This window comes from Marinoscillum sp., assembly GCF_040222955.1.
In the GTDB taxonomy this organism is placed as follows: Bacteria; Bacteroidota; Bacteroidia; order Cytophagales; family Cyclobacteriaceae; genus Marinoscillum.
The window spans coordinates 105512-123313 of record NZ_JAVKCA010000005.1 but is presented as its reverse complement, the minus strand read 5'-3'; the positions used below and the strand labels follow the sequence as shown (position 1 = coordinate 123313).

15 protein-coding genes are annotated in these 17802 nt (G+C 46.6%); 5 read left to right on the top strand and 10 right to left on the bottom strand.

The genetic code is table 11. The features are described from left to right. Positions 1-34: 34 nt before the first annotated feature. From RIH33_RS01750 to RIH33_RS01715, 8 genes are all read right to left on the bottom strand, one after another. On the bottom strand, positions 35-847 hold the full coding sequence (locus RIH33_RS01750; protein ID WP_395415874.1) for an enoyl-ACP reductase: 813 nt from the start codon (positions 845-847) through the stop codon (positions 35-37). 98 nt (positions 848-945) lie between these two features. Next, the gene (recN, locus tag RIH33_RS01745; RefSeq protein ID WP_406654700.1) at positions 946-2604 is read right to left on the bottom strand and encodes a DNA repair protein RecN; all 1659 of its coding nucleotides are present in this window, start codon (positions 2602-2604) and stop codon (positions 946-948) included. A 3-nt stretch (positions 2605-2607) separates the two neighbouring features. Next, entirely contained in the window at positions 2608-2826 is a 219-nt protein-coding gene (locus RIH33_RS01740; RefSeq protein WP_406654699.1) for a hypothetical protein, read from the bottom strand. Next, entirely contained in the window at positions 2826-3725 is a 900-nt protein-coding gene (locus RIH33_RS01735; protein WP_406654698.1) for a DUF4835 family protein, read from the bottom strand. Before RIH33_RS01735 ends, RIH33_RS01740 begins: the two co-directional genes overlap by 1 nt. Beyond that, positions 3718-4920 (bottom strand): bifunctional phosphopantothenoylcysteine decarboxylase/phosphopantothenate--cysteine ligase CoaBC, encoded by a 1203-nt coding sequence (coaBC, locus tag RIH33_RS01730; RefSeq protein WP_406654697.1) that lies wholly within the window; start codon positions 4918-4920, stop codon positions 3718-3720. The genes RIH33_RS01735 and coaBC overlap by 8 nt, the downstream gene beginning before the upstream one ends. A gap of 10 nt (positions 4921-4930) precedes the next feature. Further along, on the bottom strand, positions 4931-5242 hold the full coding sequence (locus RIH33_RS01725; protein WP_159584604.1) for a DNA-directed RNA polymerase subunit omega: 312 nt from the start codon (positions 5240-5242) through the stop codon (positions 4931-4933). A 4-nt stretch (positions 5243-5246) separates the two neighbouring features. After that, positions 5247-6068: an outer membrane protein assembly factor BamD gene (locus RIH33_RS01720; protein ID WP_406654696.1), complete on the bottom strand. Its 822-nt coding sequence runs from the start codon at positions 6066-6068 to the stop codon at positions 5247-5249. Positions 6069-6107: 39 nt separating this feature from the next. Then, positions 6108-7892 carry an OstA-like protein gene (locus RIH33_RS01715; protein ID WP_406654695.1) on the bottom strand — a complete coding sequence of 595 codons (1785 nt, stop codon included), beginning with the start codon at positions 7890-7892 and terminating at the stop codon, positions 6108-6110. 48 nt (positions 7893-7940) lie between these two features. On the opposite strand from RIH33_RS01715, the gene tilS reads away from it, so the two are divergent. The 5 genes from tilS (at position 7941) to RIH33_RS01690 (ending at position 13692) form a co-directional block, all read left to right on the top strand. After that, positions 7941-9263 (top strand): tRNA lysidine(34) synthetase TilS, encoded by a 1323-nt coding sequence (gene tilS / locus RIH33_RS01710; protein WP_406654694.1) that lies wholly within the window; start codon positions 7941-7943, stop codon positions 9261-9263. Continuing rightward, a complete protein-coding gene (locus RIH33_RS01705) occupies positions 9256-9783 on the top strand; it encodes a Crp/Fnr family transcriptional regulator (protein WP_406654693.1) in 528 nt (175 codons plus the stop codon). Before tilS ends, RIH33_RS01705 begins: the two co-directional genes overlap by 8 nt. Before the next feature lie 78 nt (positions 9784-9861). After that, a complete protein-coding gene (gene mdh, locus RIH33_RS01700; RefSeq protein ID WP_406654691.1) occupies positions 9862-10782 on the top strand; it encodes a malate dehydrogenase in 921 nt (306 codons plus the stop codon). Between the two features lie 316 nt (positions 10783-11098). Beyond that, positions 11099-13201, top strand: a complete 2103-nt coding sequence (ppk1, locus tag RIH33_RS01695; RefSeq protein ID WP_406654690.1) for a polyphosphate kinase 1 — start codon at positions 11099-11101, stop codon at positions 13199-13201. A 5-nt stretch (positions 13202-13206) separates the two neighbouring features. Then, positions 13207-13692: a cupin domain-containing protein gene (locus RIH33_RS01690; protein WP_406654689.1), complete on the top strand. Its 486-nt coding sequence runs from the start codon at positions 13207-13209 to the stop codon at positions 13690-13692. Here RIH33_RS01690 and RIH33_RS01685 read toward each other — a convergent pair. After that, entirely contained in the window at positions 13689-14750 is a 1062-nt protein-coding gene (locus tag RIH33_RS01685) for a hypothetical protein (RefSeq protein ID WP_406654688.1), read from the bottom strand. The two genes, RIH33_RS01690 and RIH33_RS01685, sit on opposite strands and share 4 nt — an antisense overlap. Before the next feature lie 27 nt (positions 14751-14777). Beyond that, complete coding sequence (locus tag RIH33_RS01680) at positions 14778-17717, bottom strand: LamG-like jellyroll fold domain-containing protein (protein WP_406654687.1); 2940 nt, start codon at positions 17715-17717, stop codon at positions 14778-14780. Positions 17718-17802 lie beyond the last annotated feature (85 nt).

Genomic DNA, 17802 nt, shown 5'->3' with positions numbered 1-17802 from the left:
CAACAACGCTCACTTTCAACTTAATCTTATGGTTTTATTTTCCCATCTGCTCGATGATCTCCTCAGAGATACCAGTATTGGAGTATCCTCCATCGTGGTAAAGGTTCTGCATGGTGATCATTTTGCTGAGGTCAGAGAATAAGAAGATACAATAGTTGGCACAATCTCCGGCCAGGGCGTTGCCCAGTGGAGACATCTTATCAGCAAAGTCAAAGAAACTATCAAATCCACCAATACCTGATCCGGCGGTGGTTTTAGTAGGAGACTGAGAGATGGTGTTGACACGTACTTTTTTGGCTTTCCCCAACCTGTAGCCATAACCTCTGGCAATGGACTCCAATACCGCTTTGGCATCTGCCATGTCGGTGTAGAAGGGGTAAGTGCGCTGCGCTGCGATATAGGAAAGGCCTACAACAGAACCCCACTCACTCAGTGCGTCCTGCTTTTCGGCTACAGCCATCATCTTATGAAATGACAAGGCAGATACGTCCAGTGATTTCTGGTACCAGTCGTAATTAAGATCGCCATAAGATCTTCCCTTACGAATGTTGGGAGACATGCCTATGGAGTGCAGTACGAAATCTATTTTTCCGCCAAGGATTTCCTGAGATTTAGTAAAGAGGTTTTCCAGCTCTTCCACAGAGGTAGCATCTGCAGGAATAATTTCACTTCCGGTTTTCTCTGCCAGTTGATTGATGGCGCCCATTCGCATGGCGATGGGTGCATTGGTCAATGTAAAAGTGGCACCTTCTTCGTGCGCCCGCTCAGCCACATGCCAGGCGATAGAGTTTTCGTCTAGTGCTCCTGATATGATTCCTCTTTTTCCTTGTAATAAATTATTGGCCATTGTTTATTGGTTTTTTTTCAGTGCTCAAAAATAGGGTAAATAACCTGTACTGCCAATGTAAATACTCCGGCATCAGGCTGGAGATTCCGGTGAATGGTTTAGGAGACCGGGTTCAGCAATTCTTTGGCACTTTGCATGGCACTGGCCCCGGGTTTTTCACCACCAATCATTTGGGCGATGGCCAATATTCGCTCCTCTTCATGAAGTTTTTTGATTTTACTCACAGACTTGTCAGAGGAGTGGTCTTTGTAGACAAAGTAGTGGGCATCTCCACCTGCGGCAAACTGGGGCAAGTGACTGATGGATACCACCTGATGGTTCCGGGCCATTTGCTTCATCATGCTGACCATTTGGAGGGCGATTTCACCAGATACCCCTGTATCTATTTCATCAAAAATAATGGTCGGCATGGCTGTTTTGTCCGCCAAAAGATACTTGACGGCAAAGATCAGTCTGGAAAACTCACCACCTGAGGCTACATTTTTCAGTTCACGTGGTTGCACCCCTTTATTGGCAGAGAACAGGAGCTCTACCAAATCCAGTCCATTGATGTTGGGTTCTGACGGAGTGATTTGGATGGAAATATTGCCGTTTTCTATACCTAGCTTGGTGATTAGTGCTTTGATGGCTTCCGCAAATGGCTGAGCATGTTTTTGCCTGCTTGCTGTGAGTGCTTTGCCCGACAATAGCATGGCTTTCTGAGACTCATCAAGTGCTTTTTTTGCCTTTTTAATTTCCGAATCAATGTTTAACACTTCTTCAAGTGCGGCGCTGAGCTCGTCTCTGATGGTAATGAGTTCGGCGATCTCATTGGTGTGGTGCTTTTGCTGGAGTCTGAAGAGCAGATCGATTCGTTCTTTGACGACCTGGAGTCTTTCAGGATCGAGCTCCACACGATCCTGTTCGTTGGCGATTTCACGGGCAATATCCTGCAGTTCTATGCTTGCGCTGTTCAGCCTCTCGAAGAGTTCTTCCAGTCTTCTGGAAAAGCCCTTGATGGAAGAAAGCAGTGGGAGGCCTTCCTGAAGCTGATTGATCAGGGATATTTCAGACTCGTCCATGAGCTGATTGAGCTGCCCCAGGTTGACTTTGATTTCCTCAGCATTCTCGAGGATCTCCAGCTCCTCTTCCAATAGCTCCAGTTCTCCCTGTGAGAGTTGTGCCTCTACCAGCTCATTGTATAAAAACTGCTTATAGTCGGTGTCTTTGGCGCTTTCCTGAGCCTTGTTGACCAGTCTGGAGTAGGTCTTTTCAGCGGATTTAAACTCTGTATAGGCTTTTTGGTACTGACTGATGAGCTCCTGATGAGCAGCGTAGATGTCCAGTATTTCCAGCTGGTATTCGTTGTTTCCCAACTGCAATGACTCGTGCTGAGAGTGGATATCCATCAGGTGAACGCCCAGGCTTTTGAGCACGTCCAGGGTCACGGGTGTATCATTGATGAAAGCGCGTGATTTGCCAGACGGGCTGATTTCTCTTCTGATAATGCACTCGGATTCAAAGTCCAGGTCGGCGGCTTCAAAGAGTGCTTTGAGTTCGTAATTCTTAATATCAAATACGCCTTCCACCACACATTTTTCATCTTCACTGAAGAGTGCTTTGGTGTCGGCCCGGTTACCCAACAGCAAGCCCACGGCCCCAAGCATAATGGATTTTCCTGCACCCGTTTCGCCCGTAATAATGTTGAGATTTGGAGAAGGGGACATCTCCAGGCGTTGAATAAGTGCGTAATTTTTAATGGAAAGAGATCGGATCATTTATTATTCAGCCTTTTCTTCAGCCCAGATTTCATCCAGCTGAGCCAAAGGCAAATGTAATATATGACCCTTAGTATTCTTCACTTTTAAGGTGTCCGATTTTAAGCCGAGTGGGGTGGCAAGGGTGACGGTGGCATCATGCGAAACGAAACTGAAGTATTGCCCTCCCTGAAAGTAATCAGCGATTTTTTCGGGTAAAACTCTGACCAGTCGCTTCGCCATTACTCTATGATTTTTTTGAAGGTGTCCGATTTGCTGGGATCTAACTTGGACAGGATTTCATAGGACTCCTTTTTTTGAGTTGGATTTCCATCTTTGAAGATCTGGGAGAGTTCTTCAGCTTTGGCATCCAGAAAGGTAATCGTCAGGATGGACCTGGGCCTGGACCTATTGGCCGTCTGAATGTATTTCAGTCCGTTCAGAATGTTATTTCTGGCCGCTTCGGGGTCTTCCTGAAATACATCAAGGCCCTTCAGATGATATTCGTAAACTGCCTTTCGGAGCGGCTCAAAATTACTACCCATTAGGTTTTCACTTAACCAGTAGCGGTTTCGCACACTATTGAACTGTGTCCATCCGGAGTAGTTGGAATTTTGTGCATTGGAGACGATCTGGTTGGCGATTTGAAAGTACCGGGTACCTCCAAGCTCCGAAAACGAATCGTAGTCCATGCCAATGATGGTGTAGGCATAATAGGCGAGAAGCGAGGTGATGTTGCTGGTAAATGAGTTTTCATTGAACTGCAGAGGCTGAGACTGCACATATTCAAATTGCCAGTCGCGATCGGCGAAATTAAATACCACGGTTTCATAGCTGGCATTATACACCGGTCTGGAGGAAAGTATCTGCACGGAGGCACCCCACCGGCCGGCGCTGGGCGTGGACTCATTCGGGTCCATGGTGAGAATGATGTTGCAATTGATGCGCTCTTCTGAACTGAACTCATCATCGGTCCATTTTCGGTTGTTCAGAAACTGGGTGAAGGAGGTCTCCATGTCACTGAAAATATTCCTTTCAGTGGTTTGAATCTGCTGGGCATTCACTACCACCCGACAGTTGAGTTCCTGTGCAGTGGTACTGAGTGTGCCAATGAAAAGAATAAAAACGAGGAGTCTAGCCATTGAGTGATTGTTCAATAAAGTCTACCAGATCTTTGGCAACTTCAACCTTACTTTTCAACTCAAAATGTTGTTCTTTATTATGTCTATCGAAGATAGATACTTTATTGGTGTCATGAGCAAAACCTGCCCCTTCATGATTCAAAGAATTCAAAACAATCACATCCAGGTTTTTGCTTTCCAGTTTTTTCCTGGCATTCACCTGCTCTTCATCTGTTTCCAGTGCAAAGCCAACCGTAAACTGGTGCTTTTTCTTCATAGCTCCGAGCTGACTGGCAATGTCGGGATTAGGTACCAGGGTGATGTTGAGTGCCTGTTCTTTTTTCTTGAGCTTGGAAGTGGCCATTTCTTTTGGCCTGTAGTCGGCTACTGCGGCCGTGAAAATACCGATATCGCTCAGTTCGAAGTAGGCTTTTGCCGCTTCAAACATCTCCTCTGCAGAGGTTACTTTGGTCACCTTGATAAGTGGGTGATGTGGAGCATGTGCTGCCGGACCGGAGATGAATTCAACTTCGGCGCCTCTGTTGGCCAGCTCCAGGGCGATGGCCTTGCCCATCTTGCCAGTGGAGTGGTTACCGATAAACCGCACCGGATCGATGGACTCGTGGGTAGGACCTGAGGTCATCATGACCTTCTTTCCTACGAAAGACTGTGTTTGATGGAAGAAAGATTTCACTCTTTCCAGTATGTGCTCCGGCTCGGCCATCCGTCCTTCTCCGGTGAGGCCACTTGCCAACTCTCCGGACTCTGCATCTATGATGATATTGCCATAGTCGGCAAGGGTTTTTAGGTTTCGCCTGGTAGCAGGGTGCTGGTACATGTCCAGGTCCATGGCCGGGCATACCATCACCGGGCATCTGGCAGAGAGGTACACGGCGGTGAGGAGGTTGTCACTGGCTCCATTGGCCATTTTCGACAAAGTATTAGCACTGATGGGTGCCACAATCATCAGGTCAGCCCATAAGCCCAGCTCCACATGATTATGCCATTCACCGTTTTCATTTTGATAAAAACTGGAGAGTACCGGGTGCTTGGATAGGGTGGCCAGAGTAAGCGGTGTGATGAAATCTTTGGCACTTTCGGTCATGATCACCTTCACTTCGGCTCCTGACTTGACGAGCAAGCGCACAAAAAAAGCGGCTTTATAGGCTGCTATAGAGCCACAAACCGCTAAGAGTACTTTTTTTCCTTCCAGCATTGCTGGTCAATTAAGCTTCTTCCGGATCAATACTTCTGTAAGAGATCTTTCCTTCCATGAATTCTTCTACAGCCACGGAAGTAGGCTTGGGCATGCGCTCGTAGAATTTAGAGATTTCTATTTGCTCTCTGTTTTCGAAAATTTCTTCCAAATTGTCCACAGAAGAGGCAAACTCAGCCAATTTTGAGTTCAATTCTTCTTTCTGCTGGGCAGAGATTTGTCTTGCCCGCTTGCCTATCACGGCAATGGATTCGTAAATATTGCCCGTAGGCTCAGCTATTTTCTCGTTATCTCTTGTAATTATAGATGCGTTTGTAGCCATTTTCTTAAGGATTCTGATTATTTTGATCGGCAAAGATAGTCAATTGTTCAATGCTATCCCCATAATATTCCTCTGCTTCTTTAAGGAATTTACTGTTGGGAAATTTGTCAACAAATTTCTGATACAACTCCACTACTTTTTTGTATCGCTCTTCCTGCTTGGATTTGATACTCACACCTGCCAGTTCGTGTGCCGTTTCAATCGCCAAAAAGGCCAGCTCTTCATTATATTTTGAGTCAGGATAGTCATACTGAAAGTTATCAAAAGCGATCAGTGCTGCTTTATAACGTCTCAGCTGATGATAAAGTTTGGCATTTTCGTAGGCCTTTTTCTCCAGTTTCACCTGCAGCGTATTGATGTGCTGATCCGCCTCGTCTGCATACTCAGAAAAGGGGTACTTATTTAAGAAATTTTGGAGCGATGTGAGCGCCTCATAAGTGCTGGTCTGGTCCAGGCTTGCCTGCGGAGACTGCATGTATAGTGAATTGGCCGCCATGTACGCGGCTTCTTCTACGTATTCACTTCGGGCATAAATCTCGGTGAATAACTTGAAGTAGTGCGCACTCAGAATAAACTGTTTCTGATAGTAGAAGGTATATCCGTAAATAAAATTGGCGTATTCTGCTTCTTCTGTACCGCGAATGATCGGGAGGATTTCTTCCAACAAGGTGTTGGATCGGAAATAGTCCTTGTTTTCGTAATAGTCAAGCGCTGCAGCATACTTCACCTTCCAGTCGCCACTCTTCTGTATTTTCCTGAATTTGGTACAAGAGACACTTGCCACCAATAGTAAAATCAATAATATGTTCCCTGATAGTCTCCTCATTTTCTCAAATTGGACGCAAACTTAATGGATTTAGATGGTCTATTGAAAAGAGCCATCATCATCCACTGCTTTTAGATTTTTATTTGGTTTATTAATGCTTTTCCTGATGTTATTGGGTTGGGCGGATGTGGGTGTATTTATACCGGAATTACTGGTTGGGTTCATAGACCTAACGGGGGTAGTTTTCGGTTTAGTATTTTGAGCAGGGGTGTATGTTTTGTTTTGAGATTCTGTGGTTGGAATGTTTGGTGCGGGTAGGTTGATGCCTCCTGTGTCATCAGGTTTCACTTCATCAGGGATAAATTCATAATCCGGATTGAGGTAAGGAGCGATCTCGAAAAGTGTCGGTCGCTCAGTCTCACGCCAGGCGAAATTGGCCAGGTACTGCATCTCCTCGGTAAGTTCATGCGGAGGGATAAACTGTGCCTCAGGATTGGTGTAAACAGAAAAGCTGGAGAGTTTCTGTTCTTTAAATCGGATTTGCATGGAGGCACAAAAAATCTTGTTCATCCCCATAAGTACTGAGTCACCCTCTTCTAGTGCGAAATAGAGAATTTCGCCATTCCCGTTCACGTCGATCCGGTCTATCTGGTTGTCCACGAAGTGGGCGATCATGTTTCGCCCTTTGATCTGGTTATAGTTTTCTATAGAATCCTCGGAGACCAGAAAGGCATCGGAAAGGAGATTCATTCGTCTCATCTCATCTTCGGAGATTTCCAGGTTGATGGTGTCTGCGGTGATCTGATTCTGATTGTTCCACATGACTGGGTCTCCATAGAAAAAGATCACCGAATCCTCATTGAAGTAGGCCATAGAATCGGCGATACCCTGCAGGCCTTCCTTATAGATTTTGACATTCTTGTAAGCCAATATTCTCTTGGCAGAATCGTACTTGCTTTCTATGGCCACCAGGGTGTCTGCTGCCAGATAGAGGGTGTCTGCATCGAGTATCCTTTTCATGAGTGGCCGCCCATATACTTTGCTGATTCCATTGCGACGATCATAGTAGCCTTCGTCTCCGGTGATGATTACGTCTTCATCCTTAGCGGTCATTTTCACATTAAATACGGCTTTGTAGTATTTCTCGCCATCATCAAAATAGAGTTCATCCCCCTCCAGGTAGTAATCCCGGGTTTCGATGCTTCCTTTTACAAAATCCGATTCATCCACCACGGTTCTGAATTCTCCACCCTTTGCATGCAGAACGGTTCCATCCTCGGAAGTGATCTGGGTAGGCCCATAGGTATAGGCCACTTTGGTAAGGGTGTTGTAGCGCAGGGTGTCTGTTTTGAGTACAAAGTCAGGGGAAGTGAGCACCACGTTTTTGTAGAACTGTGCAAACTCATCTTTCGCAAAATAGTACCCAATTTCGCTGGTAAGCACATTGGTAGTGTCTATGAGCTTGCCTTTGTTGAAGTAGTGGGCGATCTCACCTTCCAGGTCATAGTCGAGAAAATCAGTGTAGAGTTCACGTTCGCCACGGAGGTAGACAACATTTTGCCGGAGCTTGGCCATGCGTTCATCGCCCTCATAAACCAGTTGACTGGAGGTAATGGTGGTGGAGTCATCCACGATTTTCACGTGTCCGGTGGCCTCCATTACGTTACGCTTCTTGTAGAAATAGGAGGTATCACAGTAGACCGTGGTGCTCTTTTGGGTGAATACTACATCTCCGGTCAGTTTTCGGTAGCTCTCATCCTTCTTTTTTCCATACTCCAACTCCTCAGCCTTGTACTTGATGCGCTCACCTTTTTGGGCCTGAACTGAGGTGGAGAGGCATAAAATGATGACAAGGAATATATAATATTGCAGTATCTTAAACATGAGCGTGCAAAGCTAATAACTCTAAACGATAGCTGGGGTTGCGAAATTATGTATCAGTCCTTTTTAACATTAATTAAAGAAAATGCCCTGATCACTCGGGGAGATAAAGTGCTGATCGCCGTGAGTGGGGGAGTAGATTCTATGGTGCTGGCCCACTTAATGCTGAAGTCGGGTTTTCGCATGGGGGTGGCTCATGTTAACTATCACCTGCGGGGTGAGGATTCTGATGCGGATGAGGCTTTGGTACGAGACTGGTGTCAGGCCCATGAGGTTCCTTTTTACCTCCATCGGGTGGCTCCCGGTATTTATTATGCAAAGGAGTCTATCCAAATGGTGGCACGAAATGAGCGCTATACTTTCTTTGACCGACTGTGTGACGAACAGGGATTCACCAAGGTAGCCACTGCGCACAATGCCAATGATAATCTGGAAACGGTTTTGCTGAATCTCACCAAAGGGACGGGAATTCACGGGCTCACCGGTATTGCCTTGAAGGGTGATCGATTGATCCGGCCTTTACTGTTCGCTACCAAAGAGGAGGTGTATAAATATGCGCGAAGTGAGCAAATCACCTGGCGGGAGGATGTGTCCAATCAGAAAAATGACTACCAACGAAACCTCATCAGGAACGAGGTGGTTCCGCTTTTGAAAAAAATCAACCCGGCGCTGGAGGCCACTTTTCATGACACCCTGCTGCGACTACAAGGCACCGCGCGGCTGCTACAGCAAGCTGTGGAGCACAGACAGGCAGTGGAAAAGGAAGGTCGACTGCTGCTCAATGTGGAATGGTATCAGGGCCACCCGGACCATCTGGTTATGCTCGCAGAATTGATCAAGCCCTATGGTTTTGGTTTTGCTGATGCCAGGGATTTGTCGGGGGCCATCATGAGCGGACTGCCAGGGAAACTATTTTATTCATCCACTTATGAAATCAACCTGGACAGGGGGCAGTTGTACATCACCAGTAAGGAAGAGGCTACTGAGTGTGTAGAAATACTTGTGCCGAAGGATGAAGGGGCAGTGAGTGCGGGGCCTTGCGAAGTTCATCTGAGTTACTTAAGCGGCAATGAGCTTCCGAATCATAATCCGGCCACCACCGCATTTTTTGATCCTGATGAACTTACTTTTCCCCTGAAACTGCGCCGATGGGAGCAGGGAGATGTCTTTTACCCATTGGGCATGGAGGGCAAAAAAAAGGTAAGTGATTTTATGATTGATTCTAAAATTCCCGTAACATTGAAAAAAGAGGTTCTTGTATTGGAATCCGATGGTCGAATCGCCTGGATAGTGGGGCATAGGATAGACAATCGATTTAAAATCACCTCTAAAACCGCCCGAATGTTAAAACTAGAAGTGTTGCGCCATGCTTAGGTTTTTCAAAAGGAAGTATTCGGATACTGACATTGTCATGTTCAATTTTTTGAGGAAAAACCGGCTTTTCGAGTCCCTCACTGATGACGAGCTTTCCTATTTCTTACCTTATCTATACCTGAGAAAATACCATGAGAATGAAGTGGTTTTCTTCACCGGAGACCCCAGTCAGGCGGTGTACATTGTCAAGAGAGGGATTGTTTCCTTAAATCTTGACATCAAGGAAGGGTTTGAAAGACTGCTGACTCTTCGTAGCGGAAAGTTGTTTGGCGACAATGCGGTGCTGAAAAGCACCAAACGGATCTACACGGCAATCGTATTGACCAATGAGTGTGAGATCTATGTGATCCCCAAAGCCAACCTGATGGAGGTAATGAACAACCATACAGAGGTCAGGGCCAAGATTATGTCGGCCTTTGCCGAAATGTACAATGAGTACATGAACAACCTGTTCAAAACCTATAAAGCTTCCCTCGGATTTTTTGATCTGGGCACGGTTTATTCGGACATGAAGCTTTAATCCTCAAAGCTTTGCGATTCGCCCTTTGGATAGTAGTTTTGAGCACAGAAAAGTTTCAAAGATAAAATCCCATACATCATGAAAGTAACCGTTGTAGGTGCAGGCGCAGTAGGTGCAAGTTGCGCAGAATACATTGCCATTAAAGATTTTGCTTCTGAGGTAGTCCTCATCGATATCAAAGAAGGTTTTGCGGAAGGCAAGGCCATGGATTTGATGCAAACTGCTTCTCTGAATAGTTTTGATACCAAAATTACCGGTACCACCAACGATTACACAAAAACAGCAAATAGTGATGTGGCGGTGATTACCTCTGGTATTCCAAGAAAGCCAGGAATGACACGTGAAGAGCTCATCTCTACCAATGCCGGAATTGTGAAGTTTGTGGCCGAAAGCCTCATCAAGCACTCTCCCAACGTGATCATCATTGTGGTTTCAAACCCAATGGACACCATGACCTATCTGGCACACAAGGCTACAGGTCTTCCTAAAAACAGAATCATCGGAATGGGCGGTGCGCTCGACTCGGCGAGGTTCAAGTACAGATTGGCTGAGGCGTTGGATTGCCCGGCTTCTGATGTGGATGGTATGGTCATCGGTGGACACAGCGACACAGGGATGATTCCTTTGACTCGTCTGGCTACCAGAAATAGCGTGCCGGTTTCAGCGTTTTTGAGTGCTGAGAAACTGGAGACTGTGAGCGAAGAGACCAAAGTGGGAGGAGCTACCCTGACAAAATTATTAGGAACCTCGGCCTGGTATGCTCCGGGAGCGGCGGTTTCAGCCATGGTACAGGCCATTGCTTGCGACACCAAAAAGATGTTCCCTTGCTCTTGCATGCTGGAAGGCGAATATGGCCTGAGCGACATCTGCATAGGTGCCCCGGCCATCATTGGCAAGAACGGAATTGAGCAGATCGTGGAGATAGAACTGGACGCTGCAGAAAAGGCCAAACTGGCAGAAAGTGCCGATGCAGTTAGAAAAACGAACGGTTTGTTATAAAGCTAAAAATTCTCAGGTATTGAATTTTGAAAATCCCCGGCCGGCCGCCGGGGATTTTTTATGATGTGGTGTCGTTCCAAACCATTCCGTGTCCTGGATATGAGGAATCAGGTGAAAAGGTTCTGATTGCTCTATCAATCGGCAACAGAGTTTCGCGTTTTACGTTTTTCTCGTTGTTTGCGTGAGCCATGGCTCTGATTTTCCCCAAACTATTCTTGGTCTCATCGGGCAATTAATTTGTGATTTCCTTTCAGACTATTGTATTTTGGGGATCTAAAGGCCTGACGCCTTTCACTATGGAGAAGGATATATCTAAATGATAGAAAAATACGATCATCTGATACAGCAAAGTGACCTCATCAGCAGGGACCTGAGCTGGTTACATTTCAATTACCGCGTTTTGGCTCAGTCCATGAAGGAGGGACGAAACCTCTTTGATAAGCTCAAATTCGTGGCCATCACGGCATCCAACGCCGATGAGTTTTTCATGATTCGGGTGGGTAGTTTGTATAATTATCTGGACTATGGCAAGGATCGCGTGGATTACTCGGGCTTGAGGGCGGTGCCATTCAAGCGTAAGCTGCTTCATGATTTTCAGGAATTCACTCGGGTTCAGAATGATCATTTCATCAACAACCTAAGGCCTGAGTTCAATAACCATCGTTTTCAGATCCTCGGCTATGAGAGTTTACAGAAGCGAGAAAAGGAGCGTGTAACGAATTACTTTGAGAAAATCGTATTCCCCATGCTTACGCCCATGGTTTACGATTCGTATCACTCTTTTCCTATTTTGATGAACAACATCCTGGTGTTTGGGGTGGTCACCAAGACCCAGGATACCAAGGAAAAACGTAAAATGTCCTTCATTCAAATCCCTCAAAACCTGCCTAGGTTCTATGAGATGGAGCGGAAGGATAAGATGATTTTTGTGCCTATAGAGGAGGTGGTACGGCAGCACATCAGCGAGGTATTTAAGAATGTAGAGATCACTTCATCTACTTTGTTCAGGGTTACCAGAAATGGAGATTTCACCCTGGAGGAGTCGGAGGACGTAGAGGCTAACTTCATCGAGGAGATGAAAAAGAAGCTCAAAACCCGTAAGACCGGTCGCGTGGTAAAGCTGGAGGTAGAGGGAGAATATGACAAGTGGCTGATTAAGCAGCTTAGAACGAAATACGAGATAGATGAGGATAACATTATAGAAGTCCCCAAAGGTGCTTTGATGGATTATACGGGGTTATGGCAGATTGTCAAACATGAAGACTTCAGAGACTTCAGGCCTGACATGCCCAAGCCGGTGCCCCCCCTCAGCATGTCTGAGTATGAGCATCCGGATATGTTCAAGATTCTCAAGGACCGTGACATCTTGCTGCATCATCCATACAATAGCATAGACCCCCTGATGGACCTGTTGGATCAGGCCGCAGAGGACCCCAACGTTCTGTCGATCAAGCTGACGATCTATCGATTGGCTAAAAATTCCAGAGTGGTGTCCGCATTGCTCAATGCAGCCGAGAATGGCAAGCACGTGTCGGTGCTTTTTGAGGTGAAGGCACGGTTTGACGAAGAAAACAACATGAAGGAGGCCCAGCGCTTACAGAAGGCGGGCTGCTTTGTTATTTATGGTGTAGGCATGCTCAAGACCCACACCAAGTTGTTACTCATTGTCCGTAGGGAAGGAGAGAAGGTTAAGCGCTTTGTCCACATGTCCAGTGGCAACTACAATGAGGACACTGCCAGGCTTTACACAGATATCGGGCTGATGACCTCAGATGAGGGCTACGCCAATGATGTACAGGAGTTTTTCAATGTAATTACTGGACACTCCGTACCCGATAGATACGATAACCTGATCACGGCACCACGCGAGATGCGCTCACGCCTGATCGAACTCATTCAGCAAGAGGAGAACAATGCCAGGAATGGACTTCCTTCGGGCATCGTCATCAAAATCAACTCACTACAGGATATCGATACCATCATGGCCCTGTATGCGGCATCCAGGGCCGGGGTGCCTATTCATCTGATTGTGAGGGGTATCTGCTGCCTGCGGCCCGGCCGTGAGGGACTGAGTGAGAACATCACAGTCAGGTCCATTGTAGGTGAGTACCTGGAGCATAGCAGGATTTTCTATTTCCACAATCAGGGCGATCCGTTGGTGTATTCCGGGAGTGCTGATATGATGGTTCGTTCTTTTGAGCGGAGGTTGGAGTCTTTGTTTTTGATCAAAGATGAACTCCTGAAGCAGCAGGCCATCAACCTCCTGTGTTATAACCTCAAAGACAATATCAATGGCTATGAGATGAAAGAGGACGGCTCTTTTGTGCCCATTACTCCTGAAAACGGGAAGGTATTTAACATCCATAAGGAGTTTTACAAAGTGAAACGAGAGGTGGTCATGGCAGCCAAACTTTTTTGAATCAAATGAATGCACAATATTGGATCGACAAACTTGGGTTGGAGCCACATCCGGAGGGCGGATATTATAAGGAAGTTTACCGAAACCCAAGCACCATTCAGATCATGGGAGGTGGTGGTACCAGAAACCTCTCTACCAGTATTTACTTCTTGCTGGAGGGGGCTGATAAGTCACATTTTCATCAGCTGAGTTCGGATGAACTATGGTATTTCCATGCGGGCAGCGGCGCCAGGGTACACGTGCTCGATCATGGCGCCTACACCCAGCACCTGCTCGGGCTGAATCTGGAGGCAGGTGAAAGGCCGCAATTACTACTACCTGCCCGGTCGATTTTTGCCAGTGAGGTTTCAGCACCTGATAGTTATGTGCTCATGGGATGCATGGTCAATCCGGGGTTTGATTTCAAGGACTTCAGAATGCTGACTGCCTCAGAACTGGAAGCTGCTTACCCTGGTCAGAAGCCGCTCATCGGGGAATTTACATTGAGCTAATTTTTACCCCAGGTGGTAGTGATGGGTATGACCAGTCCAAGCCAGGGCACCCCCACGAATCCACCATCTCCCACAGGCATCACAAGCCCAAAATCAAGGGTAACTGACCTGATGATCCGACGGCCACCGATAGTCAGGAGCCCAACGGCATCAAAAATGTAATTTTCGGTAATGAAATAGCCCTTTTTTCCAGTCCGCACCATGGCACTCACGCTGAACGTGGGGCGACTGTTCCATTGGCTTTCGGTTTCTCCCTGGTATCCGTATCCCAGTCCGAAGCTGATATTAGCATCCCGGTCACCCAGCGTGGCCATTCCATAGCCAACTCCAAAATCAAAGTCACCACCTATCACACTTCCTATCATGGCTCCAGCGCCGAGGTTGAAACTATTTTCTACTATGGGAATTGAAAATTTTGGAGTAAACCATAATGGGGTAGCCGAACCTTCAAACAGGAACAGTGGGACCGTACCAATGCCCGCCGAAAAATGATCGGTGAAGCCCATGGTGAACTGATTGAAGAGCACCCAGACGTTTTGATAATAAGCGTCCCCTTTTTTTAATCCATAACCTGTAGGCCCGTAAAAATACCTGCTGGACTCCAGGTAGTCAAACCACTGGTGAGCGGCGTTACGGTAGCCGGCAGGGTCCAGTTCTTTTACTTTATCTATCTGGGTCAATTTTATAGTGATGTCTCCCAATTCATCTGTGTGCATAAGGATCGTTTCACCCGTTCTTTGGAGGATATTTCCGATTAATACGTTTCCATGGTTAGTTTCGATGAAATAGACTTTTGCAGAATCAATCCTGTTCGTACCGATGGGGTTTCGTCGATCATAAAAGCCAATGGCAAAGGTCATAACTCTCTCCCGAGGTAAATAGGTAGGCACACCTCTGGTGTGTTTTTTGACTATAAAATCAATTCGCTCCGGCTGTATTTCGAGGATTCTACAGTTGATAGAATCCCCGGATTGGGTGACCAGCAAGTCCTGCGCAACCATGGTTGGACATTGACAGAACGTGCCGATCACCAGGATCATTCGGAGCATTTTTTTCATGGGAGACTTGGACGCTTGGCTACGCGGTTATCTTGAAATGATCATTCTCTTGATTGCAGAAGTCTGATGGCCATCTGGCAGTAACACCACCAGGCGATAGAAGTACATTCCGTTTGGAACCGATTCATTTAGCGCGTCCAGCCCTGTCCATGTGATCCTATACCTTCCTGCGGTCTGATACCCGTCTTTCAGCGTGACGATCCGTTGCCCTTGTAAATTGTACACTGTCAGGTTGATTTGAGCATTTGTAGGAAGATGGTACCCAATGATGGTTTCAGTGGTGACAGGGTTAGGATAGTTTTGCTCCAGGGTGTATGTCAGCGCATCTTTATTGATCCCCAGTGGGGCAGTTACTTTCAACGTAATGGGGATTTTCACAGCGGGATGCTTAGGATCGTTGCTGAGTACAGTCATCTGAGCGGTGTAGTTTTTCTGGTCAAGATCTGTTGCATCTGCAGTGAGGTTGATCCTGGCGGATGACCCGGCGGCTATGGAGCCATTGGCGGGCGTAAATGATAGCCAGCCATTGACCGGAGCACCTGTGACATAATCAAGACCATAGGCATATCCATGATTCTGGGCGTTCGTTTTGTCAGGAATCATTCCATCCTCTATTTCCTCAAAATCCCAGTAGCTCACCAGATTGGGTGCAGTTACCGAAACCTGATGGAGCATAGTCTGCCGGATTTGTTCTTGCGTAAGTGCCTTGTTCCATAAGCTGAAATCATCCATGTAGGAAGGCAGGTGTCCGTACCCAAAACTGCATGGTTCGTAAGTCGCATAATTAAAGAGCAGTGGCTCATCCGTTGAGAGGATTCCTCCACCCCAGACTGGCCAGTCATGGGTCCAGTAGGCTCCGGTTAGTTCCTCGCCGTTCAGGTATATTTTGGCTTCAGATGAGGCAGCAGAATAGGTAAAAGACAGGAAGACCCATTCTCCTATATTTATTGGCGTTTCAGCATGGTACCTGAGTACTCCGTCGGTTGTTCCCAGGCTCCATGTGAGCGTACGGTCTTCCTCTACAATGACGTGATAGCCTTCGTAAGGGATGACAGATGAGCCTTTTGAAAAAAGATATCTGAAGTTGTTGTAGCTATTGCAATTGAGGTCTTCGATGAGGTAAAGCCACAGGGACACCGTAATGCCGCTGCTGGCATTAAAACTGGTATTGGAGGGGATGTAGACCATGTCTTCATTATCAGTAAAGCTCAGGCCAAGTGACTGACCAATATGGTAATCCAGGTCGGCTTTGCCAGGGTTGGAAATATCCAGGCTGATTGAGCCCGCTTCGCCCTTAGCAACTGTTTGTGTCAACGTAGGGTTGGATAGTGAGATTTTGGCAATGTCATGGAGAGAGAGGTTCCAGGAAAAACCATTGCGTGTATAATAATCTGACCAGAGAATATAGATGTTATCACCCGCATCAAAATTGGTGAGTGAAAGCTGACTTTGCTGAGTGTCTTCAAAATCGTCACTTTGCTGAATGATAGAGCCGTTGCATTCAGTGAGTACCACCAGGTATGTGTCTTCAGAAGTGTACCCGACAGAGGTGATAACAATTTCTTTGTCGGCTTCCGGTACAGTGTAGACGTACCAGTGGGGGGAATGGGTAAACTCATGGGTACCTGCGGAGATTTCATGAGGATGTTGACAGTTGTCTCCCGGTGCGATTTGTTCTACACTAAGTTGCCAGTCAAACTGAATCGCATCATAGTTATCCCACAGCAAGAGCATTTTTTCTCCAGCAGACACTTCGAGGAGGATTAGTCCACCGTACCCTGAATTAAGGTATTCAGCATTGGAGCAGTCATTGGAAAACGCATAGACACCTGCATTGCCTTCTGATGTAATGACGATTTTGGAATTTTCAGCGGGCATAGTGAATTCATACCAGTAATAAGGGACCGCCGAGACAGTGTTGGTGCCTTCCAAGGCCGTCACAGCCGTAGTACAAAGCTCCCCGGGTTCCAACTCCTGAATGTCTAAGGTCCAGCTAAGCTGCACGTTATCATATACCTGCCAGAATATACGTACGGTCTCTCCCTGGAGAATATCAGTTACTGACAGGTTCATATATCCGCTGTTGATAATGTTGGGAATCAAACAATCGACTCCTCTATAAACACTTACATACGATTCCACATGGGTACTGATCACCATTTTAGAATCAGCAGAAGGCATGGTGTACTCATACCAATAGGTGGTCAAAGTTTCTCCTTGGTAGATGTTATTACCAACTGTTGCCAGGAGGGGAGAGGAGCAACTTTCCCCTGGGATGACATCTTCCACTAAAAGGTTCCATGGAAAATTACCACCCTCATAGAGTTCCCACCTGATGAAGATTGACTCACCTTCAGAAACATCATACACGGTGAGCTCGGCTGTTCCGGAATTCAATTCTATAAGCTCCGAACAAGTGTTGGTGAAAAGTTGAATATAGGTATTGGCACTTGTACTTACCGTCATTTTAGCATCCGAGCGTGGCATAGTAAATTCATACCAAAAATGGGTACCCGCATTTTCAGGGATTACATTAGTGCCTTCATAGGCAGTAACCGGCAGGGTGCAGTCATCACCCGGAGAGACTTCTATGAGTTCCAGTTTCCACCTAAATCCAGCAGCAGAATAATTATCTGCCCATTCAATGTACACCACATCGTCTTTGGATAGGCTATATATGATAACCTGACTCTGACCATAAGTATAGTCATCACTCGTTGCCAGTAGATTCCCGTTACAAGCATCATATACTTTCAGGTAAGTATCAGTGGTCGTCAGGCCAACGGACGAAATCATCAGGCCTTTACCCGTTTCAGGCATTGTAAACTGATACCAGTAAGGCGCCTTAGGTGCTTCATGGGTGCCCTGGTTAATGTTAACAGCTTCGGCACAGGAGTCCCCTGAGTCTGCCCGGGCAGATCCAACTGTCAGGGCAAGTAAAATGAGAGATAAGCGGAATGTTTTCATGGTTCATTTAGTGTTGGGACTGGCGCTGCTTACGTTGATCAGCGATAATCCAAATCGAAGGTAGACCGGCTGCAATAAAGCCATT

Coding starts and splice junctions, on each gene's coding strand:
- tilS (WP_406654694.1), top strand. CDS start 7,941: ATGTATCAGTCCTTTTTAACATTAATTAAAGAAAATGCCCTGATCACT.
- RIH33_RS01750 (WP_395415874.1), bottom strand. CDS start 847: ATGGCCAATAATTTATTACAAGGAAAAAGAGGAATCATATCAGGAGCA.
- recN (WP_406654700.1), bottom strand. CDS start 2,604: ATGATCCGATCTCTTTCCATTAAAAATTACGCACTTATTCAACGCCTG.
- RIH33_RS01735 (WP_406654698.1), bottom strand. CDS start 3,725: ATGGCTAGACTCCTCGTTTTTATTCTTTTCATTGGCACACTCAGTACC.
- RIH33_RS01685 (WP_406654688.1), bottom strand. CDS start 14,750: ATGAAAAAAATGCTCCGAATGATCCTGGTGATCGGCACGTTCTGTCAA.
- RIH33_RS01680 (WP_406654687.1), bottom strand. CDS start 17,717: ATGAAAACATTCCGCTTATCTCTCATTTTACTTGCCCTGACAGTTGGA.
- RIH33_RS01740 (WP_406654699.1), bottom strand. CDS start 2,826: ATGGCGAAGCGACTGGTCAGAGTTTTACCCGAAAAAATCGCTGATTAC.
- RIH33_RS01690 (WP_406654689.1), top strand. CDS start 13,207: ATGAATGCACAATATTGGATCGACAAACTTGGGTTGGAGCCACATCCG.
- mdh (WP_406654691.1), top strand. CDS start 9,862: ATGAAAGTAACCGTTGTAGGTGCAGGCGCAGTAGGTGCAAGTTGCGCA.
- RIH33_RS01720 (WP_406654696.1), bottom strand. CDS start 6,068: ATGAGGAGACTATCAGGGAACATATTATTGATTTTACTATTGGTGGCA.
- RIH33_RS01725 (WP_159584604.1), bottom strand. CDS start 5,242: ATGGCTACAAACGCATCTATAATTACAAGAGATAACGAGAAAATAGCT.
- coaBC (WP_406654697.1), bottom strand. CDS start 4,920: ATGCTGGAAGGAAAAAAAGTACTCTTAGCGGTTTGTGGCTCTATAGCA.
- RIH33_RS01715 (WP_406654695.1), bottom strand. CDS start 7,892: ATGTTTAAGATACTGCAATATTATATATTCCTTGTCATCATTTTATGC.
- ppk1 (WP_406654690.1), top strand. CDS start 11,099: ATGATAGAAAAATACGATCATCTGATACAGCAAAGTGACCTCATCAGC.
- RIH33_RS01705 (WP_406654693.1), top strand. CDS start 9,256: ATGCTTAGGTTTTTCAAAAGGAAGTATTCGGATACTGACATTGTCATG.